The organism is Microvirga ossetica, assembly GCF_002741015.1.
In the GTDB taxonomy this organism is placed as follows: domain Bacteria; phylum Pseudomonadota; class Alphaproteobacteria; order Rhizobiales; family Beijerinckiaceae; genus Microvirga; species Microvirga ossetica.
Genome location: NZ_CP016616.1, coordinates 2922980 through 2949309 on the forward strand (window position 1 = coordinate 2922980; position 26330 = coordinate 2949309).

Annotated in this window: 27 protein-coding genes; 20 read left to right on the top strand and 7 right to left on the bottom strand. The window is 64.7% G+C overall.

What is annotated here, in order from left to right; all coding sequences use genetic code 11:
- The 3 genes from BB934_RS47060 to BB934_RS13870 are packed head-to-tail and all read left to right on the top strand — an operon-like array spanning position 1 to position 4485.
- Complete coding sequence (locus BB934_RS47060) at positions 1 to 1050, top strand: sensor histidine kinase (protein ID WP_157934161.1); 1050 nt, start codon at positions 1 to 3, stop codon at positions 1048 to 1050.
- A 49-nt stretch (positions 1051 to 1099) separates the two neighbouring features.
- On the top strand, positions 1100 to 3196 hold the full coding sequence (locus tag BB934_RS13865; RefSeq protein WP_162299164.1) for a sensor histidine kinase: 2097 nt from the start codon (positions 1100 to 1102) through the stop codon (positions 3194 to 3196).
- Positions 3193 to 4485, top strand: coding sequence for an amidase (locus BB934_RS13870; protein ID WP_099510154.1), 1293 nt, complete (start codon positions 3193 to 3195; stop codon positions 4483 to 4485). Before BB934_RS13865 ends, BB934_RS13870 begins: the two co-directional genes overlap by 4 nt.
- Positions 4486 to 4507: 22 nt before the next feature.
- Here BB934_RS13870 and BB934_RS13875 read toward each other — a convergent pair whose 3' ends face one another.
- Positions 4508 to 5095, bottom strand: a complete 588-nt coding sequence (locus BB934_RS13875) for a TetR/AcrR family transcriptional regulator (protein WP_099510155.1) — start codon at positions 5093 to 5095, stop codon at positions 4508 to 4510.
- A 435-nt stretch (positions 5096 to 5530) separates the two neighbouring features.
- Between BB934_RS13875 and BB934_RS13880 the strand changes: the two genes are divergently transcribed.
- Together BB934_RS13880 and BB934_RS13885 are read left to right on the top strand one after the other, a co-directional pair.
- Positions 5531 to 5752, top strand: coding sequence for a hypothetical protein (locus BB934_RS13880; RefSeq protein WP_099510156.1), 222 nt, complete (start codon positions 5531 to 5533; stop codon positions 5750 to 5752).
- A 212-nt stretch (positions 5753 to 5964) separates the two neighbouring features.
- Positions 5965 to 6342, top strand: coding sequence for a YbaN family protein (locus BB934_RS13885; RefSeq protein WP_099510157.1), 378 nt, complete (start codon positions 5965 to 5967; stop codon positions 6340 to 6342).
- A gap of 275 nt (positions 6343 to 6617) precedes the next feature.
- On the opposite strand, the gene BB934_RS13890 is transcribed toward BB934_RS13885, so the two are convergent.
- Complete coding sequence (locus tag BB934_RS13890; protein WP_099510158.1) at positions 6618 to 6923, bottom strand: hypothetical protein; 306 nt, start codon at positions 6921 to 6923, stop codon at positions 6618 to 6620.
- A gap of 212 nt (positions 6924 to 7135) precedes the next feature.
- Here BB934_RS13890 and BB934_RS48550 point away from each other — a divergent pair, with 212 nt between their 5' ends.
- The 3 genes from BB934_RS48550 to BB934_RS13905 all read left to right on the top strand — a co-directional run bounded on the left by BB934_RS48550 (position 7136) and on the right by BB934_RS13905 (position 8441).
- Entirely contained in the window at positions 7136 to 7708 is a 573-nt protein-coding gene (locus BB934_RS48550; RefSeq protein WP_173909456.1) for a PRC-barrel domain-containing protein, read from the top strand.
- A 68-nt stretch (positions 7709 to 7776) separates the two neighbouring features.
- Positions 7777 to 7977, top strand: a complete 201-nt coding sequence (locus tag BB934_RS13900) for a hypothetical protein (protein ID WP_099510159.1) — start codon at positions 7777 to 7779, stop codon at positions 7975 to 7977.
- 176 nt (positions 7978 to 8153) lie between these two features.
- Positions 8154 to 8441, top strand: coding sequence for a hypothetical protein (locus tag BB934_RS13905; protein WP_099510160.1), 288 nt, complete (start codon positions 8154 to 8156; stop codon positions 8439 to 8441).
- Between the two features lie 161 nt (positions 8442 to 8602).
- Here BB934_RS13905 and BB934_RS13910 read toward each other — a convergent pair whose 3' ends face one another.
- Entirely contained in the window at positions 8603 to 9334 is a 732-nt protein-coding gene (locus tag BB934_RS13910) for a hypothetical protein (protein WP_099510161.1), read from the bottom strand.
- Between the two features lie 274 nt (positions 9335 to 9608).
- On the opposite strand from BB934_RS13910, the gene BB934_RS13915 reads away from it, so the two are divergent.
- Entirely contained in the window at positions 9609 to 9917 is a 309-nt protein-coding gene (locus tag BB934_RS13915; RefSeq protein ID WP_099510162.1) for a hypothetical protein, read from the top strand.
- Between the two features lie 323 nt (positions 9918 to 10240).
- The gene (locus BB934_RS13920; protein ID WP_099510163.1) at positions 10241 to 10630 is read left to right on the top strand and encodes a cupin domain-containing protein; all 390 of its coding nucleotides are present in this window, start codon (positions 10241 to 10243) and stop codon (positions 10628 to 10630) included.
- Positions 10631 to 10742: 112 nt separating this feature from the next.
- Here BB934_RS13920 and BB934_RS13925 read toward each other — a convergent pair whose 3' ends face one another.
- Positions 10743 to 11126, bottom strand: coding sequence for a hypothetical protein (locus BB934_RS13925; protein WP_099510164.1), 384 nt, complete (start codon positions 11124 to 11126; stop codon positions 10743 to 10745).
- Positions 11127 to 11706: 580 nt separating this feature from the next.
- Between BB934_RS13925 and BB934_RS13930 the strand changes: the two genes are divergently transcribed.
- Positions 11707 to 12993 carry a right-handed parallel beta-helix repeat-containing protein gene (locus BB934_RS13930; RefSeq protein WP_099510165.1) on the top strand — a complete coding sequence of 429 codons (1287 nt, stop codon included), beginning with the start codon at positions 11707 to 11709 and terminating at the stop codon, positions 12991 to 12993.
- A gap of 263 nt (positions 12994 to 13256) precedes the next feature.
- On the opposite strand, the gene BB934_RS13935 is transcribed toward BB934_RS13930, so the two are convergent.
- On the bottom strand, positions 13257 to 13469 hold the full coding sequence (locus tag BB934_RS13935; RefSeq protein WP_099510166.1) for a hypothetical protein: 213 nt from the start codon (positions 13467 to 13469) through the stop codon (positions 13257 to 13259).
- 143 nt (positions 13470 to 13612) lie between these two features.
- Between BB934_RS13935 and BB934_RS13940 the strand changes: the two genes are divergently transcribed.
- Positions 13613 to 14533: a hypothetical protein gene (locus BB934_RS13940; RefSeq protein WP_157934162.1), complete on the top strand. Its 921-nt coding sequence runs from the start codon at positions 13613 to 13615 to the stop codon at positions 14531 to 14533.
- Entirely contained in the window at positions 14491 to 15795 is a 1305-nt protein-coding gene (locus tag BB934_RS13945) for a mechanosensitive ion channel family protein (protein WP_099510168.1), read from the top strand. Before BB934_RS13940 ends, BB934_RS13945 begins: the two co-directional genes overlap by 43 nt.
- 146 nt (positions 15796 to 15941) lie before the next feature.
- Here BB934_RS13945 and BB934_RS13950 read toward each other — a convergent pair whose 3' ends face one another.
- Positions 15942 to 16574, bottom strand: a complete 633-nt coding sequence (locus BB934_RS13950; protein WP_099510169.1) for a response regulator — start codon at positions 16572 to 16574, stop codon at positions 15942 to 15944.
- A gap of 133 nt (positions 16575 to 16707) precedes the next feature.
- The gene (locus BB934_RS13955; RefSeq protein WP_157934163.1) at positions 16708 to 18456 is read right to left on the bottom strand and encodes a sensor histidine kinase; all 1749 of its coding nucleotides are present in this window, start codon (positions 18454 to 18456) and stop codon (positions 16708 to 16710) included.
- A 416-nt stretch (positions 18457 to 18872) separates the two neighbouring features.
- Between BB934_RS13955 and BB934_RS13960 the strand changes: the two genes are divergently transcribed.
- From BB934_RS13960 to BB934_RS13990, 7 genes are all read left to right on the top strand, one after another.
- The gene (locus tag BB934_RS13960; protein WP_099510171.1) at positions 18873 to 19862 is read left to right on the top strand and encodes a formylglycine-generating enzyme family protein; all 990 of its coding nucleotides are present in this window, start codon (positions 18873 to 18875) and stop codon (positions 19860 to 19862) included.
- A gap of 104 nt (positions 19863 to 19966) precedes the next feature.
- Positions 19967 to 21622: an arylsulfatase gene (locus BB934_RS13965; RefSeq protein WP_237050327.1), complete on the top strand. Its 1656-nt coding sequence runs from the start codon at positions 19967 to 19969 to the stop codon at positions 21620 to 21622.
- A gap of 221 nt (positions 21623 to 21843) precedes the next feature.
- Positions 21844 to 23433 (top strand): arylsulfatase, encoded by a 1590-nt coding sequence (locus BB934_RS13970; protein ID WP_099510172.1) that lies wholly within the window; start codon positions 21844 to 21846, stop codon positions 23431 to 23433.
- Between the two features lie 45 nt (positions 23434 to 23478).
- Positions 23479 to 23769: a hypothetical protein gene (locus BB934_RS13975; RefSeq protein ID WP_099512847.1), complete on the top strand. Its 291-nt coding sequence runs from the start codon at positions 23479 to 23481 to the stop codon at positions 23767 to 23769.
- A 77-nt stretch (positions 23770 to 23846) separates the two neighbouring features.
- On the top strand, positions 23847 to 24905 hold the full coding sequence (locus BB934_RS13980) for an HAD family hydrolase (protein ID WP_237049968.1): 1059 nt from the start codon (positions 23847 to 23849) through the stop codon (positions 24903 to 24905).
- A 41-nt stretch (positions 24906 to 24946) separates the two neighbouring features.
- Positions 24947 to 25216, top strand: a complete 270-nt coding sequence (locus BB934_RS13985; protein WP_237049969.1) for a hypothetical protein — start codon at positions 24947 to 24949, stop codon at positions 25214 to 25216.
- Between the two features lie 250 nt (positions 25217 to 25466).
- Entirely contained in the window at positions 25467 to 26249 is a 783-nt protein-coding gene (locus BB934_RS13990; RefSeq protein WP_099510173.1) for a hypothetical protein, read from the top strand.
- The last annotated feature ends 81 nt before the right edge of the window (positions 26250 to 26330 follow it).

A 26330-nucleotide genomic window follows, 5' to 3' on the forward strand; every position in this document is an offset into this window, starting at 1 on the left:
ATGGATCGCGCTTCCGCCAACCATCCCGATCGAGCTTTACGCATCCTCCTCCTGGAGGACAGCGCGCTCGATGCCGAGCTGGTGACCGAGGCCCTGCTCGCGGCCGATCTTCGTATCGCTCTGGAACGCGTGGTGTCGGCCGAGGAATTCACGGATGCCATTCACGGCGGGCATTGGGATCTGATCCTCGCCGATTATCTTCTGCCGGCCTTCAACGGCCTTAACGCCCTCGACATCGCGCGCGAATTCGCTTCCGCGACACCCTTCGTCTTCGTCTCCGGGGTGCTCGGCGAAGAGGTCGCCGTCGAGGCGCTCAAACGCGGCGCGACCGATTACGTGCTCAAGGACAAGCTCGAGCGGCTGCCCCCCATCGTCCTGCGGGCACTCGCGGAGGCGCGCGAGCGCGACGAGAAGCGGCGGGCGCAGGATGCGCTCCAGAAATCGCTCGACGAACGCACGGCGCTCCTGCACGAGCTCGATCATCGGGTGAAGAACAATCTCCAGCTTCTGCTTTCGCTGATCGCCATCGAGGCGCGCCAGGCGGAGGAGGAGCAGGTGCGCCAAGTACTCGGGCGCCTGAAGGAGCGCATGCAGGCCCTCGCCGCGGCGCATCGGGACCTCTATGATGGCAAGGGCGCTGCGCGGTTCGATGTCTCGCGATTCACCAGGGGATTGTGCGAGGAGCTGACCGCATCCCTTCGAGGGGTGAAGATCGTGCCGGAATTCGAGACGGACAAAGTGGAGGTCGAAGCCGCCAAGGCGGCGCCGATGGCGCTTCTCTTCAACGAGATCGTCGTCAATGCCCTGGCCCAGGCCTACAGGGAGCGGCAAGGCAAGCTGAAGCTCGCCTTGCGGACCCGCGACGGCGCCTTGCTGTTCCAGCTGTCGGACGACGCTTTCAGCGTGGAGGAAAAGCAGGCGGCGCGGGACGGCGCTTCGGGTACCATCCTGAAGGCGCTGTCGCGCCAGCTCGATGCCGACATCGATTGGCCGCAGGACGATCCGGCGATCCTCGTTCGCGTCGTCATGCCGGCTCGGGACGCGGGTTAGCGCCATGGAACCGGGGGCAACCAGAGCAGGGCAGGGGACGGCGAGCGCGATGACCGACGGAGCGCGCACGTCCCTGCGCCAGGTTCTGTGGGGGCTGGTATTCGTTCTCGTTCTTCCGACCCTCGTGATCGCGGCAGCCGGCTTCTATTCCAATTATCGCGCCGAGCAGCAGGCCATCGACCTGCGCATGCAGGAAACGGCCCGTGCGCTGAGCCTGTCGCTCGATCGCGAGATCGACAAGTCCGTGCTGGCGCTGCGGGTGCTCGCCCGATCGCCCAGCCTTGCCAGGGGCGAGTTCGACATCTTCTATGATGAGGCCAAAGGAGCGGGTTTTGCAGAGCCTTACTGGGTCTCCCTGTTCGAGCCGCAAGGCAAAACGCTTTTCAACACCTTCCTGCCTTACGGGACCATGTTGCCCAGCAGCAACCGGCCGGAGGTGATGCGGCAGGTTCGCGAAACCCGTAAGCCCCTTATCTCGGACCTGTATACCGGTTCGCTGACCGGACAGCGCCTCATCACCATCAACGTGCCGGTCATCCTCGGTGAGAGGGTGGCCTACATCCTGACCCTCGCCATGGGGCTCGATGCCTTCCAGGAGATCATCCGCGATCAGCGGATCGCCGAGGGTTGGAACGCCGCGGTGCTCGATCGCAGCCGGCGGATCGTGGCCCGCTCACGGCTGCCGGAGCGCTTCATCGGACAGCCTGCCAGCGACTACGTTCAGAATGCGCTCGCGGCGGCGCAGGAGGGAAGCCTCCAGAGCGTGACGCTGGAAGGCATTCCCGTCCGCACCTATTTCAGCCAGTCGCCGACCTATGGCTGGTCCTTCGTCATCAGCCGCCCCGATGCCGAGATCGCGCTATCGATCCGGCGCTCGCTGTTCTGGCTCACGATCCTGATCGGCGTCATCCTCGGCGGGATTCTCCTGGCAGCCCTTCTCTCGCGAGCCATCGCCAAGCCGGTCGACCGGCTCGTCGCGGCGGCTCGCGCCCTCGGGCGTGGAGAGAGGGTGTCCGACGATACCACCACGCGGGTGCTGGAATTCGACACGATCAACAGGACCCTCATCGAGGCCGCGACGAATATCCGCAAGCATGAACAGGAGCGGGAGGAGGCTCTGGCGCAGATGGCGGAAAGCGAGGCGCGCCTGCGCCTGGCGCTCAACGCAGGGCATTTCGGCTCGTGGGAATACACGCCCGCGGCCGGATCCTTCGTCGCCTCCGCCACCTGCCGTGCCAATTTCGGACGCGGACCCGACGAGCCTTTCTCCTATGCGGATCTGGTGTCTTCGATCCATCCGGACGACCGCGTGATGCAGGCGGAGGCGATCGCCAAGGCAATCGCGACGCGCACGGATCTTCACGTGGAATATCGCGCGCTCTGGCCCGATGGCAGCGAGCATTGGGTTCGCGTCAGCGGTCGCACGCGGATCGGGCCGGATGGCGCGCTCTCCATGGTCGGCGTCTCGCAGGACGTCACGGAGCGCCGCCAGGCCGAAGAGCGGCAGGCGCTGCTGCTGCACGAGCTCAACCACCGGGTCAAGAATACCCTGGCGACGGTTCAATCCGTGGCCTCTCTCACCCGGCGATCCGCCGAAGGCAGCGATCCCGAGGCCTGGAACGCTTTCCTCAACCGGCTGCAGGGCCTCGCCAAGACGCACGACCTTCTCACCGAGAGCCAATGGCAGGGTGCGCTTCTGGAGGACGTGCTCAGGAACGAGCTCGATCCCTACCAGGACGTCATGCGCCAGCGGATCCGCCTGCGCGGCCCGAGGATCAACCTTCAGCCGAGCGCCGTTCTCGCGCTCGGGCTCGCCATCCACGAGCTGGCGACCAACGCGGTCAAATACGGCAGCCTCTCGGTTCCGGACGGCAAGGTCCATGTCATGTGGGCCGTGACGGCGGGCGGCACTTCGCAGGATCTTCTCGTGGAATGGGTCGAGAGCGGGGGTCCGCTGGTGAAGACACCGGAGCGCCAGGGCTTCGGCTCCAAGCTGATCCAGCGCGGTCTTGCACAGCAGCTCGGCGGCGAGATCAAGCTCGATTTCGCGCCGACCGGAATCCGCTGCGTCATGACCTTCCCGAGCACAACCGTCGCGCTCGACCAGAGCGATGCGGACGATGCGCGGGAGCGCTACGCCTCGTGACGACCATTCGCGACAAGCTCGAAACCATCCTGGCACGCCTTGCGGGGCGCGCGGCGGACGAGCGCGTGTTCCTGCGCCTCTATGAGGATGCCGCCCGCGCAGCCGCCGATGCCGCCGACCTGCGGCAACGGGCGGGCGTCTCGCTGGGACCGCTCGACGGGGCGATCGTTTCGATCAAGGATCTCTTCGACGTGGCGGGCGAGACCACGCTTGCGGGCTCGCGCGCCTTACGCGACGGGCCTCCTGCAGAGACGGACGCCGTGATCGTCCGCCGCCTGCGTCAGGCGGGAGCCGTGATCCTCGGCAAGACCAACATGGTCGAGTTCGCCTTCTCCGGCCTCGGGCTCAATCCGCATCACGGCACGCCGGGCAATGCGGCCGATCCCTTGCGCATTCCAGGAGGCTCGTCGTCGGGAGCGGGCGTCTCCGTGGCGGAGGGTACGAGCGAGATCTCCATCGGCAGCGATACCGGCGGTTCGGCGCGCATTCCCGCCGCTCTCAACGGGATCGTCGGGTTCAAGCCGACCGCGCGCCGCGTGCCGCTGGACGGTGCCTTCCCGCTCTCGCCGAGCCTCGATTCCATCGGGCCGCTGGCGCGCGACGTGCAGGATTGCGCGGATGCGGATGCGATCATGGCCGGCGAGGTGCCTCGTCCCCTCATGCCTTTTCCCCTGGCGGGACTGCGCATCGGCGTGCCGCGCGGGCGCCTGTTTTTGGAAACCGAGCCGATGGTGGAGGAGGCTTTCGCGATGGCGCTGAGCTGTCTGTCGCGGGCCGGGGCAGGCATTGTCGATCACGACATCGAGGATCTGCTGGAAGCCATGACGGATACCACGGCCTCCGCCTCCATCGCCTCCATCGAAGCCGCGGAGGTCCATGCCGACTGGCTCGATACCAGGGCGGCGGCGATCGACCCGCGCGTGCGCTGGTGGATCGCCCGCAGCGGCCGTGTTCCGGCGCCCGTCTATATCCGCATGCTGCGCCGCCGGCGCGCGCTCGTGGCGGCGATGGACGAACGGCTGTCGCCTCTCGACGTGCTGGCGCTGCCGACGGCGGCGATCTCGGCACCGCTGACGGCACCGCTGGAAACGGACGACAAGCTCTACAACCGCATGGACTGGCTGATCCTGCGCAACACCATGTTCGGCAATCAGTTCGACCTGACGGCGATCTCGCTGCCGATCCCGGCTTGCGAACGCCCGGTCGGCTTCATGCTCGTGGCGCGCCACGGGCATGATCGTCGGCTTTTGGAGATTGCGGCGGGTGTCGAGCGCGCATTCGCGCGCTGATTCGTAAGGGGCGCTCCGCGGCTCAGGCGCTGATGGCGCGGGCGAGACTCAGGCAGGCGGCGATCCCGTCCTCCAGGATCTTATCCGAAAGCTCTTCGTCGTCGACCGCGCGCGCGAGCTGGATCATGCCGGTCGTGCCGGCGATGATCGCGGTTGCGACGGAGCGCCGGGCCTCAGGCGTTGCGCTGGCAGGCAGCAGGCCGGCTAGCACCTCGATGTGCTCGACGATGCTCTTCGTGAACATCTCGCGCACGACCGGGGAATGGCGCGCAATTTCCGGAGCAAGCGCCCCCGCCACGCATCCCGTTTCCGGATTGTCCCGGTGGTAGGGGCTCAGATAGGCGCGCACGATGGCTTCGAACTTGTTCTCGTTCGCGTCTACGACGGCGCCGATCCAAGTCCTCACCTGCTCGATCGCGTCTCGCAACGCCTCCTCGATCAGGGCATCCTTTGACGAAAAGTGGCTGTAGAAGCCGCCATGCGTGAGGCCGGCGCTGGCCATGAGGCCGGCGACGCCGCTGGCGCCCACTCCGTCCTTCCGAAGCTGCTTCGAGGCGACCTCGACGATGCGTCGGCGGGTCGCGTCCTTGTGGCCTTTTTCGTAGCGCATGGTCGTTCCCCTTTTATATCGAGGCGGTGATCAAGCGGACCGGATAGCGGATCTCATTATGACACGCGCAATATAATACCACTGCGCAGCCTTGCCGTCCACTCTCCAACCCGCCTTTAGCTCTTCGCCGATCGTGCGTTCCAGGCCTCAAGCAGACGCCGCGTCAAATCGCAGTACATCCAATTAAGTTACCTAGCGGAATATCAATTCTACCTTAGGTTAGGAGAGGTCTCGATAGTTTTCATAGAGGCGCCCATTTCTCCTAAAGAGACGCTTGAAATCAGTCAAAAGATAATATTATGATCATCATGCAATAGCAATGTGGCCGGGGACGATCCATCGCTTTTCCGAAAAGGGAAGCCCCGCGGCGCGAGCGAAGAGCCTGCTCTACAGGCCTGCGCGCACTCGAAGGATCCGGCGGTAGAGGGAACGAAGATGATGATGAACTTTTTCAGTGTCTTCCCCAGCAAAGCCGTTCAGCCGCAATCCGTGCGTCCCTCGGAGAGCCCTAGGAACTGGCGCTGCCAGCTCGGCACGTTCTGGCAGGATATCGAGGAAGCCGGATCCGTGCTGAAGGCGCGCCGCCTCGTGCCGTCCGACGTCCGCGTCCAGCAGGTGAGCGGGATCGACCGCACGGCCGGGCGGCACGGCGACTGATAAGGCGCGCAGGCCTTCCGCAGGCGCGCTGGAATTCACCGAAAACCCGGGCGACCGTTCTGCGGACACCGATCTCCGAGACAGGCGTTATGTCATCCGATGAGATGATTCCACCTGCGTGGATCACCTCTCTTTTTGGTTTGCCGCATTTTTGACGGCGAACCGGATCCACTTCGCCGAAAAATGCTCTCGGCGTTGACGGAAACCGGACGATGCGTCGCTTCTACCTGTGCCTCGGCTATGCCAGCCTCGCGCTCGGCGTGATCGGAATCGTCCTGCCCGTTCTGCCGACCATGCCCTTCGTCCTTCTCGCCGCCTGGTGCTTCGCCCGCTCGAATCCTGCGCTCGCCGACCGTCTCTACAGCCATCCCCGTTTCGGTGCCGTGTTGCGGGCGTGGCGCGACGAGAGAGCGATTCCGCTGCGTGCCAAACTGACGGCTCTGACCATGCTGGCCCTGTCCTACGGTCTGATCCTGTGGCTCGCCGACAGCCGCCTCGTGCCGGTGCTTCTCGCGGCGATCATGGGAAGCGTCGCCGTTTACATCGCAACGCGCCCGAGGCCGCGGGGACGAGACGCGGCTGCCGCATAACCGTGACGGATGAAGACGCCGCGTCCCAAACGGATTCGATTTGGTCAAGCTTATGCCATGGTATGGCCCAGGTTCGGGTTAGGCTCCCCTTAACCATAGAGCGGAGGGATGCCATGCGAAGTCTCAGCCTGTCGGTCTTCCTGATGGCGAGCGCCGCAATGCTGGCCCCTCTTCTCGTCGCACTCGCCTATACCGCAAGCGTGCTGGCTTCGGCCCTGATGTTCCCCTGAATTTTTCGCGCTGCCGCCCGAAGCGACTCGCGTGGCCGATTCCGCTCAAGACCGCGGATTCGTCATCTCTGCGGTGAGCCTGGGCAATTCCTGCGTCATCCACGCGATCATCTGATCGTGCGTCTTCAGATGCTCCGGCATGGGGATGAACGGTCCCTGCGATTCGTAGATCGCGACAGGATCGCGCGCGCCATTGATCGGATCGAGACCGTCCTCGAATTCCGGTGTGATGGTTCTGCCGCCGAACCATGTCACGAGCAGCAGAAGCATTCCGACGGCGCCGGCAAGGACGACCAGAACGGATATCGCCAAGTCTGCCAAAACCTGCACCTTTCCTTCGCTGCGACGCATGCCGCCGGCAACCGCAAGCCTATCATCGAACGGGCAAGGCTCCAACGCGGCATCGCCTGTCCGTCTCCGGCACCGATTTTACGACACAGCAGGAACAACGTCCGAGATCATGCGGTTGAGATTGAGAAAACACTCGCCCGGCACGAGCGGTGGTTCAGCCGGCTCGCGGACGAACGGGGGCGGGGGTCACTCCTGTCGAAGGGGAGGCGCTCATGAGAACGTATTACATCTTCCAGTCCAAGACCGCGCCGGAGCTGCGCGGGTTCGCCGAAGGGGCGACGGGCGAGACCCTGCCGAGCGATCAAGGGCCCTGGGTGCTCGCGCGGCAGATTGGCCCCGACGACGAATGGGATCTCGGCATCAGCCGGGCCGTCGTCGCTGCCGGAATCATCGAGAACGGCTTCTATCTCTGGGGACCGATCAACCGCGCGCCGTCGCCGCATCCGGTGATCGAGAGCGACCGCGTCGAAGGCACCGCCGTCTACGACCCGCAGGGAACGCAGGTCGGCACCATCAAACGCCTGCTGATCGAAAAGGTGAGCGGACGTGTGCTCTATGTCGACGTGACCTTCGGCGGCTTCCTCGGGCTCGGCGTGCACCACCACACGGTTCCCTGGGACAAGCTGTCCTACGACACGGAGCTCGAGGGCTACCGCACCGACGTGACCGAGGATCAGGTGCAGGGCGCGCCGGCCTTCTACGGCGACGACCGGGTCTGGCCGGACCGCAAGCGCGAGCAGGAGATGCGGGATTACTGGCACGACATTCCCCGCGGTCCGATCTGATAAGGTCTCACGGTCGGGCTTCGTGGCTGATATGATGCGCCGTCTCTCGGGTCCTGTGGGAGGGCGCCATGAAGGAGCATCTGTTCAAGGTCGGCCAGAGCGTGCAGCCGAAAGCTGCCACCGCGCATCATCTTCCCCGTGCGGTCTTCACCGTTCTCCGCCTTCTGCCGTCGACCGCGGGCGGGGTGCCGCTCTACTGCATCAAGAGCCAGGCCGAGCTGATCGAGCGTGTTGTCGAGCAGGGCGAGATCGAGGCCGCGCCGCGCTAGAGCCGATGCGGCTTCCTCCGTATTGGCCCGCCAAGCTTATGGTTGTTTGACAGTGTTCCTGAAATCGCCCTCGTACAATCCATCGTTGTCGAGGATCATGCTTCTTGTCGCTCATTCCATGAAACGTAAAGCGAAGTAATGCGTTGGTCGTCATATACCAATGACGTGGAGAGGGAATGATGAAGAAGGCAACTTGGCTTTTGGCGGCTGCCTTACTTGGCTCAGGCATCGTCGTTTCGACGCCTTCATCGGCGCAGGTACAGTTCGGCATCGGTCCGGTCGGCCCGAGTGTCCGCGTGGGGCCTGATAACGATCGCTACGAGCGCCGCTATATCGAGCGCCGCCGCGTCAACGATCGGGACGATCTCTCGACTGGAAGCATCGACCGCTGCCGCACCGTCGTGATCCGCGAGGAAGAGCCGAACGGCGATATCGTGACGCGCCGCGTCCGCCGCTGCCGCTAATTCTCTCGCGCCTGACATCGAAACCTCTGGAAGGTATCGTGCCTGCCAGAGGTTTCGTATTGCGGCCTAGCCTTCGACCAGAACACCGACATGCCGGGTGGGTTCACATCGCTTGGATTGTTGCCGTATCCAGCGCCCCGCCGGTCGGGCAACTTACGGATCTATGCCGCTTGCGCGCTCGGGGAACCAGTCGTCGAGTCGTGGGTCAGTGCCGGCGTCATCATCCGCCCGCGGTCGATCAGGACAGAGACGGTGGAGGCCAGCGCCAGGGCAGCCCGGTCGCGGCGCCCGAGCATGAAGCCTTCCACGTAGAGCCGCATCAGCTCGACCGTGACGAAGTGGAAGGCGACCTCCGAGCCGCGTGCGAGCTTCATGCGCCGCGAGGCAGTCGTCAGCTTGCCGAGATAGAGCGACTGCTCGGTCTGCGGCTCCGCCAGAAAACCGCTCAGGCCGCCGAAGGTCTTTTCGAAATGATCCCACAGCAGCGCGAGATTCCGCGCCGCTTTGTCCTGCTGATCCTGCGTAAGGGTTTGGAAGTCGGCGAGGATCTCCCAGGCCGGATCGCGCGCGATCGCCTCATCCTCCGCCGTTGCCTGAGGGATGAACGGAAGCAGGGCCCGCGCCTGTGCCCGTAAGACGGGGCGAAGCGCCTCCCAGCCGGCAAGCGCCTTGGGAACCACGATCAGGGCACCGGCGAAGATTGTCTGATCGAGCGCATGGCCGAGACGGCGCAGTTCGGGACGTGCGGCCCGCCGGAAGGCTTCGATGAAGCGCCAGCGCAGGCGACACAGACGGTAGAACTGCTCGAGCTTTTCGACGAGTTCGTTTCGCGGATCGTGATCGACGGACCAGGGAAAGGTAAAGTCGCTTCGAGGCTGAGGGGGGCTGCTCATGAGGGGCTGGTGATCCGATCGGCGAATCGTTTTCGACAGGTCGGGTCATACAGGAGCAATCCAGGCAACTTTGAGGCTCCGGCTTGGGAATAAGCGCTGTTCGCGCAAAACCTGTCGCTCTTTGAATCAGATGCGACCGCGGGACCCGGCCTTGAACGGCTGCGCTGCATTCTTACATCCAGGCGGACCCCGATCCGGGCCCCTCTGACGCGAGCCGTGCCGGCCCTCGCGTGATGTCGGATCTCCTCGATCCGACGCCGGCCCGGAGACCACCATGCTACAAGATCTTTTCGCCTTCCTCGTCGGTGTGCTGATCGTCGATCCGCTCCAGGCGGAGATGAACGAACGCCTGACGCAGATCCGCGCGCCGCAGGCCGTCATCGCCGAGATGCGCAGCTGCGCCGAGGCCTCCCTGCCGCCGCTCGCGAACCGCGCCCTCGCTGAGCCGGGCTGGGCCATCGCCACCACCCTGAACGTCTGGACCGGCCGCACCGCGCCGGAAGAGGTCTTGGGCGGCACGTCGGCCCAGTGCGACGCGGCTATCAAGGCGGCGCGGGTTTATCTGGAGAGCCGCGGGGCATGAGCGGTATCGGCGGGAAGCTCGGATTGATGAGGCGCTTCAGATCACTGAACTGAAAAACAGCGCGGGGAGCAGGCAAAAACGGGCGCCCGCGGATCGCAATCCGCAGAGACAAATCAGGAGCCGTTGGCGATCATTACCGGGGGTACCTCTTTAGGGCGAAGCTGCTGGTATTGAAGTGGATCGGCCAAATCAGCTATTTGCGGACCACCCGTAGGGGCACTGTGGGCGGGGCTGCGAACAAGATCGCAAGATCGGGCGCGGCCCCAACTTGCTTTTCGGCTATGGTCTTGCGCAGGCTCACCGGGCTTTCAGGACCATGATCCATGTCATTTCAAACCAAACGGCTCGGCACGCGGCCCGACGCCATCGCTCCAGACGGATCCGAGGTGCGGATCCTGTGCAGCGTCGGTCGGGGCAGCCTGGCACGTTTCACATTGCCGCCGCATGCGGTCTCACAAGCCGTGGCGCATCGAACAGTCGACGAAGTCTGGTACTTCCTCTCAGGCCGCGGGCAGATGTGGCGCCGCTCGCCTGACGTCGAAGAGATCGTGGACGTCGAGCCCGGCGTCTCCATCACGATTCCGCTGGGGACGTCCTTCCAGTTTCGTTCGCTCTCGCATGAGCCGCTGAGCGCCGTGGGAACAACCATGCCGCCTTGGCCGGGCGAAGACGAAGCGTTCGCCGTCGGCGGTGTCTGGAAGCCAACCGTTTGAGCGCAGGGCTCGATGGAGCGCCCCTATTTCCAAGTTCGAGGCGTCCGCTGGAACAACGGAGCGCTTTCTCAGACCGTCGGAGGCAAGGGCGCCTAGACGGCTGTCAGGTTACCTAACTCGGCTTTTCCGGCTGGCCTGCCGGAAGCTGGAGGTGCTTGGACAGGACTTGCACCATGTTGACCACGTCGGCCCGCGGGATCGCATAGGCGAGTGGTCCATAGGAAGGATGATCAAAGGCAATAAGCGAACCGTCGAACTGGGCGACCTGGATATGCCAAGGAGGGTCGTTGACAGTCTCAACAGTTTTCCCATCGAGTGGCTGCTTCTCAGTCCCTTCAACCATCCGAGCCCGCGCTTCCCCCAGCAGCTTGATGATCTTCGTGAGTTGATCAACGTCAAGGGCGATGGGCTCAGACGGTCCTGCGACAGGACCAATCTCAACAGTCACGGATTGACGGTCCTCAGCGACCCGCACACCGACCCGCGCCTCGGCCACGACACGACCTCCCTGCCATTGGCAGACGGTTGGAGTTCCCAGGTCTTCTCAACCCGACACGGTTCAAATAGGTCCATACCCCTTTTGCGTGTCCGCCGGGTGCTCCAGGCCATGGACCACTGAACACCTCTCGCCTCCGTCATCGGACCTGCTGCCTATGTGACCTATCCGCTATGACAGGGGCTGCGGTGTCCTCTTGAGTTAGCCCCCCATCGCAGAAAAAAACGCTAGGTCATGCTTTGGCCCAATTCAATATCCAAAACCCTACCGCAGTTGTTCGAAGTAATTCCCGCAATCCCTGATTTTGAGGAGGAGGTGCCACATGCTTTGAACGAGCATTTATTCTTGCAGTAGAGTGAAGCCGGCGTATATTCCTGTGCGCCGTACCAGATTGCATCCCCTAATACACCTCTCTACATCAACCTCATAATCAGCTCATCCTATCCGCCCGCCTTAATCTTTAGGCTGGGTTCGGAGCATTGCGCCTGTGTCCATGATCTTCTGAGCAGAAGATGTGCGCAGTCACGACAATTCTACGCTTCAGCGAACAAATCCCTGAAATTTTAGAACGAGAGAAGACATGGCAATTCTTTATGTCTCGACGACGGGCAGCGACTCCAATTCCGGCACCTCCGGCAGCCCGGTGAAATCGATCAACAAGGCGGCCCAGCTGGCCCAGGCCGGCGACACCGTGCTGGTCGGCGCCGGCACCTACAACGGCACCGTCAGCATCTCCAAGAACGGCACCGCCTCGGGCCAGATCACCTTCAAGCCCGCTGACGGCGCGCACGTGGTCATCGACGGCAGCCAGACCGGGGCCGGAACCGACCTGGTCACGATCACCGGCGACTACATCACCTTCCAGGGCTTCGAGGTCGCCAACGCCAAGCGCACCGGCATCGGTCTGTGGGGCTCGCACGATTCCAAGGTGCTCGACAACAACGTCCATGACAGCTTCCGCGCCGGCGTCTATGCCGGGGGCAGCGTCGGCCAGTCGTACAACAACGTGATCGACGGCAACGAGGTCTGGCGCAACGTCAAGGAGAACATGAGCCGCACCTGGTCCGGCGGCTGGGCCCAGGGCATCAGCCTGGACAAGTCCGACAACAGCGTCATCAGCAACAACAACGTCTACGACAACTGGGGTGAAGGCGTCGGCGCCATGTTCACCAAGGGCGCCAAGATCACCGGCAACACCGTCTACGACAGCTACAGCATCGGCATCTATCTCGACAACGCCCAGGATGCGGTGGTGCAGTACAACACCGTGTCGCATTCCTACGACACCGCCTTCTACCGCAGCGGCAAGCCGGCGGCCGGCATCGTCATTGCGAACGAGAACGGCGACCGCATGCTGCCGTCGTCGGGCATCGTGGTCACCGACAACGTTCTGGCCGGCGTCGGCAATCTGGTTTACAGCAGCTATGGCGCCAACACGGGCTTGGTGAACTCGACGACCTCCCCTAACACCATCTACAGCAGCCCTGATTCTGTCCCGTCTTCGACTCCGACTCCAATCTCCACGCCGATTCCGAGCGGTGATCCGGTCGCGTCGTCAGAGGATGTATTCACGTTCAACACGGCCATCGGCCGGAATGTCAAAGTCATTTCCGACTTCGATGTGGCCGCTGACACGATTGCCCTGGATAACAGCATCTTTACGAAGCTGCCCGGGACAGGCGAACTATCGTACAGGTTCTTCACCGTAGGCGAGACGGCCAAGGACAGAAACGACTACATCATCTACGACAAGAACACGGGCGTCCTGTCCTACGATCCCGATGGTTCGGGTTCGGCGGCTGCAGTGAAGTTCGCTGTGGTTGAGAACAAGGCTGCGCTCACCGCTGCGCACTTCTTGATAATCTGACAGCGACACTCTTATCGGCCGTAGCGTTGCTCCGGTCAGAATCTTCGTGACAATCGCGACAATAGTGTCGGAAGGCCGGCTCCCAGGGGCCATTGCCGCGATTGTCACTAATGGCTCAGCGCCCGAAACCAGCTTGTAGAGCAGCAATTGATTGCAGAGAGTGGTCGACAAGTTCGCTCGTGAAATCATGTGAATGGTCCGCTGGAGGCTACTCAGCGGTATTCGGCACTTTGAGCGGCGCTCACCGGCAGCAACGAGTGCTGTCAGCGTAAGGCGGCCGCCTCGGCGTCGGCGAGATGCGCCACTCCGCTGCCCAAGGCGCCTGTCGTCTTGCCATCCCAACGTCCAAACTCGCTCTGTATCGGCCTCGCCGCCGCTGTCACAGGTCTCGCCTGGTGGGGTATCTCGCAGCGGATCCCGCAGCCGTTGGTCCAGGAATCGGCCACGACACCGAGCGGCCCGACCCTGATCGTCATGCCCTTTGCCAACCTGGATGCAGAGACCGGTGTGGTGCTGCGGCTTATTCGCGATCCAGGACGATGTGGCGCAGAAGGTGGCCCCGGTACAGCGCCCTTGCGCAGGTTCGCAAAGAGGCGTCTTCTGAGGGATGGCGGTTTCGATGATGACGACACACGCTGACCACAACGCCCCCGCCCGGCTCCTGTGCAGCTTGGCGCTGCTGTTCTTCGTGTCCATGGGGGCTGCGTCCGCCGACGCCCAGACCACCCCGACGCAGAACCCGCCCCCGCCCCAGGTGCAGCAGCTCCTGAACCTCTTGCAGGATCCGGCCGTGCGCGGCTGGATCGACCAGCAGCAGCAGCTCGCGCCGACGCCGCCGCTTGCAGGGCCGCCGCCGACCGCTACCCAGACGACAGCCTCCGAGATGATGGCGGCCCGAACCGCGAGCCTGCGGGACCATCTTGCCTCCCTCGCGGCCGCCGCGCCGCGCCTGCCGGGCGAGTTCCGCAGCGCCGCGGATCGCCTGCTCGCCGAATTGCAAGGCCGCAGCCTCGTGGGCGTGCTGATCCTGGTCCTCGGCTTTGTCGCCTTGGGCGCCGGAACCGAATGGATCTTCAGGAGGGTCACCGCTCATCCCCAGCAGCGGATCGCCGCCATGCCCATGGAAACCGTGTCCGAGCGGATGCGCGCCATCGGCCTGCGTCTCGCCTTCGGCCTCAGCGAAGTGGTGATCTTCGGGCTCGGGAGCATCGGGGCCTTCCTCGCCTTCGACTGGCCGCCGCTCTTGCGGCAGGTCGTCCTCGCGTATCTGATCGCGGCCGTGGTTCTGCGCCTGGTCCTGGTTCTGGGCCGGTTTCTCCTGGCACCTGACGGCGGCGGACCGCAGGATGCGGACCGCTTCCGGGTCGTCCCGTTGTCCGCCGGCGCCGCCCGCTTCTGGTTTCGCCGCCTGGCGCTCTTTGTCGGGTGGTTCGCCTTTGGGCGGGCCACGCTCGATGTGCTCAGCGCCCTGGGTTCTCACCCGAGGCGCGCGAGCTCGTGGCCTATACCCTCGGGCTCGGGCTCCTGGCCATCGCCCTGAATGTCGTTTGGACAAGGCCTCCCGCCTTGGATGCCCTGCCCGACGAGACGCAGCATCCGGCGCGTCACAGGTTTACACCCTGGCTTTTGTCCCTTTGTCTGGTTGCGCTCTGGGGTTTCTGGGTTGTCGGGTTCATGCGCCTGTTCTGGCTGTTGGCGGTCGCTCTCCTTCTGCCCCCGGCGATCAAGGTCGCCCAGATGGCGAGCCATCACGTCTCCCGTCCGCCTTCAGGCTCGGGGGCGCCGTCCACGCCAGGGCTGACGGCGGTCTTTCTCGATCGCGGCCTCAGGGCGCTCCTGATCGCCGGCGCCGCCTTTCTGCTGGCATACACCTTGCGGATCGATCTGGTCGAGATGACCGGCCGCGATACCCTTCTGACCCGCCTGCTGCGGGGCGCGCTGAGCAGCGTCGTGATCCTGCTGGTCGCCGACCTGATCTGGCAGGTGGTCAAGTCGCTCATCGACCGGCGGCTCAGCCAGACCGAGACCTTGTCCCCGCCCGGAACCGAGGCGGCTGTCAGGCAGGCGCGGCTGCGGACGCTTCTGCCGATCTTCCGCAATGTGATCTTCGTGGTGCTGGCGGTCGTCGCCGTGATGATGGCCCTCTCCGCGCTCGGTGTGGAGATCGGGCCGCTGATCGCGGGCGCCGGCATCGTAGGCGTCGCCGTCGGCTTCGGCTCGCAGACGCTGGTCAAGGACGTGTTCAGCGGCGTCTTCTATCTCCTCGACGACGCCTTCCGGGTCGGCGAGTACATCACGAGCGGCAGCTACAAGGGAACGGTGGAATCGTTCGGGTTCCGGTCGGTGAAGCTGCGGCATCACCGCGGGCCGCTCTTCACGGTGCCGTTCGGGGTGCTTGGGGCGGTCCAGAACATGAGCCGCGACTGGGTGATCGACAAGCTGACCATCGGCGTGTCCTACGACTCCGATTTCGACAAGGCGAAGAAGCTCATCAAGCAGATCGGCAAGGAATTGGCGCAGGATCCGGAATTCGCGCCCAACATCATCGAACCGCTCAAGATGCAGGGCGTCGATCAATTCGGCGATTACGGCATCCAGATCCGTCTCAAGATGATGACGAAGCCCGGCGAGCAGTTCGTCATCCGTCGCCGGGCCCTGTCCCTGATCAAGCAGGCCTTTGACGAGAACGGCATCCGGTTTGCCGTCCCCACCGTCCAGGTGGCAGGCCATGAGGAGGTCGGTCCGGTCGCGGCGTATCAGGCCATCAAACTCGTCAAGCCGCCTCCGCCCGCGCCCGAATGATGGGTGAGTCGAGTAGGCTGCCTCCAGCCGACCGAAACCTGACAACATGCACGTTCCCGCTGGCCGGGATAAAGGATCCGCGATGGTACGATCAGAAGCGCGACGGGCTGTCCGGCCTCAGGTCGCGCACCTTCCCTAGCCGATGATCACGCCTCCACCAGTCCATTTCGGATCGCGTAGCGGATCAGCGCCGCGGTCGTGTCGAGATTGAGCTTGCGCAGGGCCAGGGCGCGATGGGTCTCGACCGTCTTGGTGCTGATGCTGAGGATGTCGGCGATCTGCTTGTTGGTCTTGCCTTCGGCGATCAGTTGCACGACCGTCTTCTCGCGTGAACTCAGCGCCGACTTGTCCGCGGATCCTTTCGCCAGATAGGTCTCGAGCAGGGTCTCGGAGACCTTGCCCGTGAAGAAGGGCTTGTGGGCCGCCAGGCTCTCCACCGCCGAGATCAGAAACTGCTTGGCATCGGACTTGAGCAGGAAGCCGCGGGCGCCGGCCTCGAGAACGTCGCGGATCAGGCCGTCGGTGTCGTGCATGGTGAAGATCAGCACTTCGATGCCGGGAACACGTCCGCGGATCTGGCGGGTGGCCTCGACGCCGTTCACCAGCGGCAAGGCATAGTCGAGGACCACGACGTCGGGCCGGGTGGCCAGGGCCCGGTCGATGGCTTCCTTGCCGTCCCGGGCCTCGCCGACCACCTCCCAGCCCTCATGTCCCTCCAGGATGGCCCGGACGCCGGAGCGGACCACGTCGTGATCGTCGGCGATCAGGATGCGCGTCATGGCGAGACTTCCTCCGGCGACCCGGTGCCTGCGGCGTTTCCGGTGAGCCCGAGTCCCGAGGCAGGATACACCTCCGGGCAGTCGGACCCACCTGTGCAAAACCCTGAATCTGCCGGAGGCAGACCCTGAATCCTCAGGAGGAGGCCTCGCCGTCCGCCTTGGCCCGGCCCGACAGCCACGGCATCCGCAGGCGTCCGGCACCTGGCGACGCCCGACCGGCTCCAGAGATTGGGATCATTGCGACGACGCAGGTGCCGCCCCGACCCGTCCGGATCTTCAGGCTGCCGCCGAACTGCTCGAGGCGGGCCCGCATGCCCGTCACGCCTACGCCGAGCCGGATCGGTCCGTCCGGCCGGGTCGAGCCAATCATCCCATGCCCGTTGTCACGAATGCGGACGATCAGGCGTCCTGACATGAACCTTGCATTGACCGAGACATGCGAGGCATCGGCATGGCGATGCACGTTGGTGAGCGCCTCCTGCACCACGCGCAGGATCGCCCTTTGGAGTTCCGGTCGCAGGTCGTCAACCTCCTCCGGAATCCGGATCCGGGCGACGAGCCCCGTCCGCCCCGCGAAGCCCTCGGCAAAATCCCGCAACGTGGCCTGGAGACCGTCGTGCGCCAGGTTCGGGGGATGCAGCAGGTAGGTGAAGATGCGCAATTCCCGCAGGGCCTCGGTGAGCAGGCCCTCGACCTCAGCCAAGGCCCTGCGGCCTGCCGGGATCTGCGAGACCGCTCCCTCCAAGTTGGCGAGCCCCAGGTTTGCCGCCACGAGGTGCTGCGCCGTCGAGTCGTGCAATTCGCGGGCAATGCGTTGCCGTTCCTCTTCCTGGAGGACGAGCAATTGCCCGGACAATTCGCTGACCTGTTTCTTCGCGCCGGTGACCTGATCGGACAAGACCCGGAGCGGCTGCTCGACCTGGCGGGCCGTGAACCAGGCGGCAAGCCCCGCGGCGAGCAGGAGGAGAACCGCCGGTCCGGCCGTCCGCCACAGGGCAGCAGCCACCGGTGCATTGAGATCGGCCAGCGGCACCGCCACCGCGCTCGTCCAGTTCGTCGCGCCCGAGCGACGGAAGGCGACAAGAACCGGGACCCCACGATCATCCACGGCCTCGATCGTCCCCGTGATCGTGCTGTCCGGTCCGGCATCGGCGAGGCGGGCCACCAGTGCCGCCGGGGCGGGCAGATCGGACCCCTTGTGACCGTCCCGGTCGGCGACGATCGGCTGGAGCTTGCGATCGAAGAGCCCCTTCATCCAGCCGACCGGCAGAACCTGGTCATCGAGGATCGCGCCGAGCCGCGCCTCCGCCAAGATGATCGACAGATGGCCGTTCATCCGGCCGTCCGGACCGTCGAGCCGGAGGCTGAGGGCCACGATGATGCTGCCCTTCAGGGGAGCCAGCATCCGGCCGGAGACGGCCCACCTCCGATCCCGGATCCGAGCCATTTGCTCCTGGTAATTCGGAAAGTCCACGTGCCGTGGCAGCGGCGACCCGAACGGACGCAAGGTGTTGGCGACCTGCCGTTCGAGGTCGTTCAGGACCAGCCAGGATCCTTCCGGAACCGGGGTCGCCTTGAGTTGGTCGTAGAAGGCCTTGATGTCGCCCGAGAGGAGCGCCGGGGATTTGGACAGTCCCTTCAGCAGGTAATTGACGGCGGCCACCTCCTGGTCGAAGCCGAAGGAGAGCGCCTTGGCGGCTTCCAGGGCACGGCTTCCGATCGCGCGCCGCTCCTCAGCGGCGCGTGAGAGCAAAAGGGCCGCGGCGACGACGCATGCTGCAACGGTGATGGCCATGAATGTCAGGGCGATCCGCCGTCGCAGACGGAGCGGCTGGCCCGAGAGGGATCGCGCAACAATCACCGGGACGGTGCCATTGCTCATGAGGCGATCTCCGGCCGCAAGGGCGACGCAACGGGAAAGGGGTCGCGACGGGACCCTCATTCGATAACCTATGGTAAACCCCGAGTCCGTTCGCTGTCGACCGGGATCGACATGGACGCCCAGGCCAGAAGACCGCCAAGTTCCGGCGACGGTGTCAGCAGAGCCATAATCAGGGTCTGCCTCCATCGTTTTCAGGAGATACCCGAATAGCCCGACGGCACGGCGTTGGACGATACTTCGGGCATGTCGGGACAGGAGCAAGGGCTCTTACGATTGTCCTCATCGGTCAAGTGGATGTCCTGCACGGTCAAGCAAGCTCCGCCGACTCGTCTACGATGCGAGCACTCAGGTAAGGCCTTAGCCATGTCCGCCAGCACGTCACGCTGACAGCGCACACCCTTTCGAGGACGGATGTCATGACTGACGCGGACGTCGTCGATTCGCTAGACGGTATCATTGACAGGCCGCTGGAACACGGCGGCATGATCCGGATTTCCGGCGGCACGTTCCGCATGGGCTCGGACCGGCATTATCCGGAGGAGGCGCCGGTCCATCGCGTCAGCGTCGATGCGTTCTGGATCGACCGGACGCCGGTCACCAACCGCCAGTTCCGGCGCTTCGTCGAGGCCACCGGGCACGTCACGGTCGCGGAAATCGCGCCCGACCCGAAGGACTATCCCGGCGCCCTGCCGCACCTGCTCCATGCGGGCTCGCTCGTGTTCAGCCCGCCGGATTATCCGGTCGATCTGCATCACTTCAGCCAGTGGTGGGCATTCAAGCCCAGGGTGACCTGGCGGCGTCCCTACGGCCCGGGCTCGTCGATCAAGGGCCTCGACGACCATCCGGTCGTGCATGTCGCCTATGCCGATGCGGCGGCCTATGCCCGATGGGCCGGCAAGGATCTGCCGACCGAGGCCGAATGGGAATTCGCCGCCCGTGGCGGACTGGACCAGGCGGAGTTCGCCTGGGGCGATGACTTCGCGCCGGACGGCCACCAGATGGCCAACACCTGGCAGGGCGCCTTTCCATTCCAGAACATGCGTCTCGACGGTTACGAGCGCACCTCCCCGGTCACCGCCTTCCCACCGAACGGCTACGGCCTCTACGACATGATCGGCAATGTCTGGGAATGGACCAGCGACTTCTACACGCCGAGGCATCCGGCCGATGCACCGAAGGCGTGCTGCATTCCCGAGAACCCGCGCGGCGGGCGCGAGGACCAGAGCTACGCGCCCTGCGAGCCCGATACCCGGATTCCGCGCCGGGTGCTGAAGGGCGGCTCACACCTGTGTGCGCCCAATTACTGCCGCCGCTACCGTCCGGCGGCGCGTCACCCGCAGCCGGTCGACACCTCGACGAGCCATGTCGGCTTCCGCTGCATCATCAGAGAGAGGAAGAGCCCATGACCAGTGATCGTGCGTCCTCACAAACGCCCGGCGGACGCTTCCGCGTCCGGCACATGCGGGCCAAGGCTGCCCTGATCGGGGCCACGGCCCTGATGTCCGCCGCGATGGCCGCTCCGGCCGTCGCGCAGGCGCCGCAGCAGAAGCCCAACATCCTGTTCATCATGGGCGACGACATCGGCTGGATGCAGCCGAGCATCTACCACCAAGGCATCGCGGTCGGCGAGACGCCGAACATCGACCGCATCGGCCGGGAGGGTGCGAAGTTCATGACCTATTACGCCGAGCAGAGCTGCACGGCGGGTCGCAACGCTTTCTTCACCGGCATGCATCCGCTCAGGACCGGGATGATCCCGCCGCAACTGCCGGGCAGCCCGTCCTATCTGCGGCCCGGCACGCCGGCCATCGCCAAGTTCCTGCACGACCTCGGCTACAACACCGGCGAGTTCGGCAAGAACCACCTGGGCGACCACACCGATGCGCTGCCGACCGCGCACGGGTTCCAGGAGTTCTGGGGCTACCTCTACCACCTCGATGCCATGCAGGGGGTGAGCTTCCCCGACATCAACAAGACGCCGACCGAGCAGACGGTCGCGCCGGTCTGCCGGAACACGCCGATCCCCGGGCTGCCCCTGGATCCCGCGGCGGTCGATCCTTTGACCACCCCGTGCCTGACGCCGCCGCGGCCGGTGCTCTCGTGCAAGTCGTCCGATGGCACGAGCGCGAACCAGACCTGCCAGGATCAGGGGCCGCTGACGCTCGAGCGCTCGAAGGGCGTGGACGAGGAGATCTCGGCCAAGCTCATCGACTTCCTCGACCGCAACGACCCCGAAAAGACCAAAAAGCCGTTCTTCGCCTGGTACAACCCCGCGCGCATGCACGTCACGACCGTGCTGAACGACAAGTACATGGGGATGGTGGGTGAGCCCGGCGGCAAGGACTGGGGCGTCAACGAAGCCGGCATGAAGCAGATGGACGACAACATCGGCTACGTGTTGAAGAAGCTCGAGGAGATGGGCGAGCTCGACAACACGATCGTCGTGTTCACCACCGACAACGGCGCCGAGACGATCTCTTACCCCGATGGCGGCACCACCCCCTTCAAGGGCGGCAAGCTGTCCACCTGGGAGGGCGGCATGCGTGCGCCGCTGGTCGTGCGCTGGCCGGGGCACATCGAGCCGGGAACGATCAAGAACGACATATTCGCGTCCCTCGACTGGTTGCCGACGCTTGTCGATATCGCCGGCGGCGCCAAGGGCAACGACCTGAAGGCCCAGATCGAGCGGGGCGAGTATCCCGGGATCGTCAAGACGACGCTCGACGGCGTCAATCAGCGCGCCTACCTGGAAGGCCGATCAGACAAGTCGGCCCGCGACACCTTCTTCTATTACTCGGGCAAAGACCCGTCCGCGGTGCGCTACAAGAACTGGAAGATCTACTTCGCGATGGTGTCCGATGCGCCGGCCGGGTTCCTCGCCGGCGTCATCCCCTACCACTGGAGTCAGGTCGTCAACATCAAGCGCGATCCGTTCGAGACGTCGATCGGGGAGCAGTCGAAGACGCTCTTGGGCATGGGCGGCGCACTCGCAGGACCGGTCACGGCTTACCTCTATGACTGGAACCTCCTGCCGATCGGCCAGGCGCTCTGGCTGAGGGAACTCGAAACCTACAGGAAGTTCCCGCCGATGCAGGATCCGGCGAGCTACAACCTCGAGCAGGTGATGGAGCAGCTCAAGAAGCCGCAAGCGACCCCGGGCCAGTAACCGGAGCCGAAGCAAAAGCCCGCGATCGGCCGGCACCACTCAACCAGGTGCCTGCCGATCGCATGAGGCAAAGCATCGACCAGAAGCCCGGCACCTCGGTGCTCAGCTTCAAGGTAATCGTAAAGGTCCGAAGGGCCGCTCATCCGGCTCCGACGAGAGACGCCGGGGTCTTGCGACCTCGGCATCCGCAGGAAAGCGACCCGCGATCGAAGGGAACGACAATGCGCACGATGAGGAACCTAGGGCTCGGACTTCTGGTGTCGGCCGCGGCCGTGATGGCGACGCCGGCGGCCGCGCAGCCTCAGAAACCCAACATCGTCGTGATCATGGCCGACGACATCGGCTTCTGGAACATCAGCGCCTACAACCGCGGCATGATGGGCTATCGCACGCCGAACATCGACCGCATCGCCAACGAAGGCGCCGTCTTCACCGATTATTACGGCCAGCAATCCTGCACCGCCGGCCGTGCCGCGTTCATCACCGGGCAGAGTCCATTGCGAACGGGACTTCTGAAAGTGGGATTGCCGGCCGCGAAGGAAGGCTTGTCGGAGAAGGATCCGACGATCGCCGACCTGCTCAAGCCGCAAGGCTATGCGACGGGCCAGTTCGGCAAGAACCATCTCGGCGATCGCAACGAATTCCTGCCGACGGTGCACGGCTTCGACGAGTTCTTCGGCAACCTCTATCACCTGAATGCCGAGGATGAGCCCGAGCATCCGGACTATCCGAAAAACCCCGCCTTCCGGGCGCAGTTCGGACCGCGCGGCGTTCTGAAGTGCACTGCCACGGCCACCAACACCCCCGGCGACGATCCGCGCTTCGGCCCCTGGGGCAAACAGAAATGCGACGACACCGGGCCGCTCACCAAGAAGCGCATGGAAACCATCGACGAGGAATTCCTCGCGGCCTCGCTCGACTTCGTCGATCGCGCCAATCGCGATCAAAAGCCGTTCTTCCTGTGGTTCAATCCGAGCCGCATGCACATCTGGACGCGCCTCAAGCCGGAGTCGCAGGGCGTGACCGGGCTCGGGATCTATCCGGACGGCATGGTGGAACACGACGGACAGGTCGGTCAGCTCCTGAAGAAGCTCGACGATCTCGGCATCGCCAACAACACGATCGTGATCTACACCACCGATAACGGCGCCGAGACCTTCTCGTGGCCCGACGGCGGCACCACGCCGTTCCGGGGCGAGAAGAACACCAATTGGGAAGGCGGCTACCGCGTCCCGGCGATGATCCGGTGGCCCGGACAGGTGCCGGCGCGAACCGAGATCAACGACATCGTCTCCGCCGAGGACTGGGCGACGACGCTTGTGGCAGCGGCCGGCGAACCGGACATCAACAACAAGCTCCTGCAAGGTTATGAGGCCGCGGGCAAGACCTTCCGGGTTCACCTGGACGGCTATGACCAGCGCGACCTGCTCGGCCGAAAAGGCCCGAACAAGCGCCGCGAGTTTTTCTACTGGACCGACGACGGCAACCTTGCGGGCCTGCGCTACGAGCAGTGGAAGGCGGCGTTCCTGGAACAGAAGGCGGAGGGGTTCGACGTGTGGCAGCAGCCGATGGTGGAACTGCGCCTGCCGATGCTGTTCAACCTGCGCTCCGATCCGTTCGAGCGGGCCCAGCACGAGGCCGGCGATTACGTGAGATGGTTCATCGAGCATGCCTTCGTGCTCGTCCCGGCGCAGGCGCTCGTCGCGCAGCACTTGGCGAGCTTCCAGCAGTTCCCGCCGCGTCAGAAACCCGGCTCGTTCTCAGTCGAGCAGGCGATGGAGAAGCTCAGGAACCCGCCATCGAGCAACTAGCTCATGCGAACCGATGAATCGCATTTCGAGCCTATGGAGGACATCATGATCAGGATCCTGCTACCGGCCCTCGCTCTCACCCTGGCGACCGCGACGACAGCGACGGCGCAGGTCGGACCGCCGACGTCGCAACGCACCTGCGGGGCCAACCGCCAGCTCGTCCTGCGGGACGGCGCGGTCGTCCTCGACACCAGCCCGCAGACCTATGCCCGCTTCGTCAGGAGCGGCGCGGAATGCCTGGTCGGCCAGTTCCCCGAGCCGGCCTGGGTGCCGAGCTCCAACAACCCGCAATGCTTCATCGGCTACCGCTGCAAGGACAGCTCCGACGACTTCTGACGCCGGGTTGGCGGGGGCCGACACTCGCCTCTCGGGCTCCTCAACCAGGTCATGCATGCATCTGAAAGGGATTGAACATGGATCCGATCACACCGTCCGGCATCAACCGCCGCGTCATGCTCTCGACATTGGCCGTGCTTCCTGTCCTGCCCGGGCTGCTTCGTCCCGTCCCCGCGGCGGCGCAGGCGCCGGCCGCGGGCAGCCCATTGCCGTCGTGGAACGATGGGGCGGCGAAACAGGCCATCCTCGACTTCGTGCGGGTCACCACCGACCAGGCCAGCCCGAGCTACGTCCGTCCGGAGGAACGCATCGCAACCTTCGACCAGGACGGGACGCTGTGGGTCGAGCATCCGATGTACTCGCAGGTGGTCTACTGCCTGGATCGCGTCCCGGCGGTGGTGGCGAAGCGGCCGGAACTCAGGAATGCGGAGCCCTTCAAGACCGTTCTCTCCGGCAATCGGGAGGCGATGGCGAAGCTGTCGATGCATGACCTCGAGATCATTCTCGCCGCGACGCTGACCGGCATGTCGGTCGACGAGTTCAACGCCGAGGCGCTGCGCTGGCTCGAAACGGCCCGGCATCCGCGCTGGCAGCGTCCCTACACCGAGCTGGTCTATCAGCCGATGCTCGAAGTTCTGCGCCATCTGCGCGACAACGGCTACAAGACCTACATCGTGACCGGCGGCGGCCAGGACTTCGTGCGCATCTATTCGGAACGGGTCTACGGCATCCCGCCCGAGCAGGTGGTCGGCACCGCCGGCGCGACGAAGTACGGCTATGGCCAGGACGGCAAGCCGTTCCTGACCAAGGAGCCGAAGCTGCTGCTCAACGACAACAACGCTGGCAAGCCCGAAGGCATTCACCTGATGATCGGCCGCCGTCCCCAGGCGGCCTTCGGCAACTCGAACGGCGACCGCGAGATGCTGGAATGGACCGATGCGGGTGCCGGCGCCCGGCTCAAGATGCTGGTTCTGCACGATGACGCCACCCGCGAATACGCCTACGGCCCGGCCGCGGGCCTGCCCGACACCAAGGTCGGCGCCCTCACCGCCGCACTCTATGGCGAGGCCAGGAAGGACGGATGGTCGGTGATCAGCATGAGGAACGATTGGAAGCGCATCTTCCCGTTCGAATAGGAACCCGCCAGCAGGGTGCGGGCAATCAATGAGGTCGACTGATGGCGTGGCATGGAATTCTCATCGGAGCATTGACCGTTGCGCTCCTCGTCTCCGGCAGTCGCGATGCGGCGGCCCAGGCGACGCCGCCGGAAACCCTGGCGGCGCAACTGCGATTGCAGGGTTATCGCTGCGATGAACCTGTGACGGCGCAACGGGATGCCCAGCTTTCGCAGCCGGATGAGATCGTGTGGAACCTGCGGTGCGGCAACGCCTCCTACCGGATGCGCCTCACGCCCGACATGGCAGCCCGGGTCGAGAAGCTCGATTGATCGGAGGCCAACGGGATTGTCCCGATCGGTCAAGCCGATGGCGCATCCGGTCAAGCAATGCCTGCTCGTGCGCGTAACGTGTCCAAGCGTACATGGCGTCCCTGCCTAAAGCCCGGATGCCCAAGAACTCCGTCCGGACGCACCGCATCCGAGCGGAAGAGCAGACCGCACCGACAGTGGTCTTGCCGACGGGCAGGCTCTGTCCCACCGGCTTTGCTCTCAACGTAGGTCCCAATCGAGGAGATGAACCATGTCCGTGAAGCACCGCGCGTCCAACCTTCTGTTCGTTGGTGGACTGTTTCTCACGCCAGGCATCGCGCTGTCCCAGGACGCGGCGACGAAGCCCCATGTGCCGCTCGAGAAAAGCATCGGCCAGACCACGCCGACGGGTCCGGTCCCCTCGCTCGCCGTGCTCAACGCGGCGGGCGCGAAGCTGGAGGGCGGCAAGCTGATCTTGACCGGCGTGGCGCCGAACTCGATAGTCTTCGCCGATCGGCCGGTGCGGGCGGCCGGTCACGTGATGACCGAGCAGTTCATCATGCAGTGGGATGAAGGCAAGGACAGCTTCGCCAAGGATCCGCCCAACGCCACCGTGTCCGTCCTGGGCGGCGACGGCTCGAAGGTCAGCGATGCCGTGGTGACGCTGAAGACGCCGAAGCTCGAAGGCGGGAACCTGACCTTCGACGTCGTGGTGCTGGAGGGAAGTCTGGCCGGATCGAGCGGACCGGCTGCACTGTTCATCGACCGCTTCGCCGCCTTCGGCGGCGGCGGCTTCCACGCGGGCGGCTTTGGAGGTTTTCATGCCGGCGGCTTCGACGCCGCGCGCTTTGGCGGCTACCGTGGCGGCGCCTGGGCCGGCGGCCGCTATTGGCACGCCCCCGTCTATCATGGTGCCTGGTATGGGGCGGGTGCCGGGGTGGCGGCTGGCCTTGCCGCCGGGACCGCGATGGGAGCGGCCGAGGCGGCGTACCCTGACCTTGGATATGGTGGCGGCGGCCTGTGCGGCTATTATCCCTATGGGCCGTGCTACTGAATGGTCCGCACCCTCGATGGCCTCTTCAGCGCCGCGGTGTCAATCGCGCAATGATGTCGTGAGGCGCGACGGGAGGTCATC

Bases quoted from the DNA above. Each gene is read 5' to 3' on its own strand.
- BB934_RS47060 (WP_157934161.1), top strand. From the start codon at position 1: ATGGATCGCGCTTCCGCCAACCATCCCGATCGAGCTTTACGCATCCTC.
- BB934_RS13865 (WP_162299164.1), top strand. From the start codon at position 1,100: ATGACCGACGGAGCGCGCACGTCCCTGCGCCAGGTTCTGTGGGGGCTG.
- BB934_RS13875 (WP_099510155.1), bottom strand. From the start codon at position 5,095: ATGCGCTACGAAAAAGGCCACAAGGACGCGACCCGCCGACGCATCGTC.
- BB934_RS13880 (WP_099510156.1), top strand. From the start codon at position 5,531: ATGATGATGAACTTTTTCAGTGTCTTCCCCAGCAAAGCCGTTCAGCCG.
- BB934_RS13885 (WP_099510157.1), top strand. From the start codon at position 5,965: ATGCGTCGCTTCTACCTGTGCCTCGGCTATGCCAGCCTCGCGCTCGGC.
- BB934_RS13890 (WP_099510158.1), bottom strand. From the start codon at position 6,923: ATGCGTCGCAGCGAAGGAAAGGTGCAGGTTTTGGCAGACTTGGCGATA.
- BB934_RS48550 (WP_173909456.1), top strand. From the start codon at position 7,136: ATGAGAACGTATTACATCTTCCAGTCCAAGACCGCGCCGGAGCTGCGC.
- BB934_RS13900 (WP_099510159.1), top strand. From the start codon at position 7,777: ATGAAGGAGCATCTGTTCAAGGTCGGCCAGAGCGTGCAGCCGAAAGCT.
- BB934_RS13905 (WP_099510160.1), top strand. From the start codon at position 8,154: ATGATGAAGAAGGCAACTTGGCTTTTGGCGGCTGCCTTACTTGGCTCA.
- BB934_RS13910 (WP_099510161.1), bottom strand. From the start codon at position 9,334: ATGAGCAGCCCCCCTCAGCCTCGAAGCGACTTTACCTTTCCCTGGTCC.
- BB934_RS13915 (WP_099510162.1), top strand. From the start codon at position 9,609: ATGCTACAAGATCTTTTCGCCTTCCTCGTCGGTGTGCTGATCGTCGAT.
- BB934_RS13920 (WP_099510163.1), top strand. From the start codon at position 10,241: ATGTCATTTCAAACCAAACGGCTCGGCACGCGGCCCGACGCCATCGCT.
- BB934_RS13930 (WP_099510165.1), top strand. From the start codon at position 11,707: ATGGCAATTCTTTATGTCTCGACGACGGGCAGCGACTCCAATTCCGGC.
- BB934_RS13935 (WP_099510166.1), bottom strand. From the start codon at position 13,469: ATGACGATCAGGGTCGGGCCGCTCGGTGTCGTGGCCGATTCCTGGACC.
- BB934_RS13940 (WP_157934162.1), top strand. From the start codon at position 13,613: ATGATGACGACACACGCTGACCACAACGCCCCCGCCCGGCTCCTGTGC.
- BB934_RS13950 (WP_099510169.1), bottom strand. From the start codon at position 16,574: ATGACGCGCATCCTGATCGCCGACGATCACGACGTGGTCCGCTCCGGC.
- BB934_RS13955 (WP_157934163.1), bottom strand. From the start codon at position 18,456: ATGAGCAATGGCACCGTCCCGGTGATTGTTGCGCGATCCCTCTCGGGC.
- BB934_RS13960 (WP_099510171.1), top strand. From the start codon at position 18,873: ATGACTGACGCGGACGTCGTCGATTCGCTAGACGGTATCATTGACAGG.
- BB934_RS13965 (WP_237050327.1), top strand. From the start codon at position 19,967: ATGGCCGCTCCGGCCGTCGCGCAGGCGCCGCAGCAGAAGCCCAACATC.
- BB934_RS13970 (WP_099510172.1), top strand. From the start codon at position 21,844: ATGCGCACGATGAGGAACCTAGGGCTCGGACTTCTGGTGTCGGCCGCG.
- BB934_RS13975 (WP_099512847.1), top strand. From the start codon at position 23,479: ATGATCAGGATCCTGCTACCGGCCCTCGCTCTCACCCTGGCGACCGCG.
- BB934_RS13980 (WP_237049968.1), top strand. From the start codon at position 23,847: ATGGATCCGATCACACCGTCCGGCATCAACCGCCGCGTCATGCTCTCG.
- BB934_RS13985 (WP_237049969.1), top strand. From the start codon at position 24,947: ATGGCGTGGCATGGAATTCTCATCGGAGCATTGACCGTTGCGCTCCTC.
- BB934_RS13990 (WP_099510173.1), top strand. From the start codon at position 25,467: ATGTCCGTGAAGCACCGCGCGTCCAACCTTCTGTTCGTTGGTGGACTG.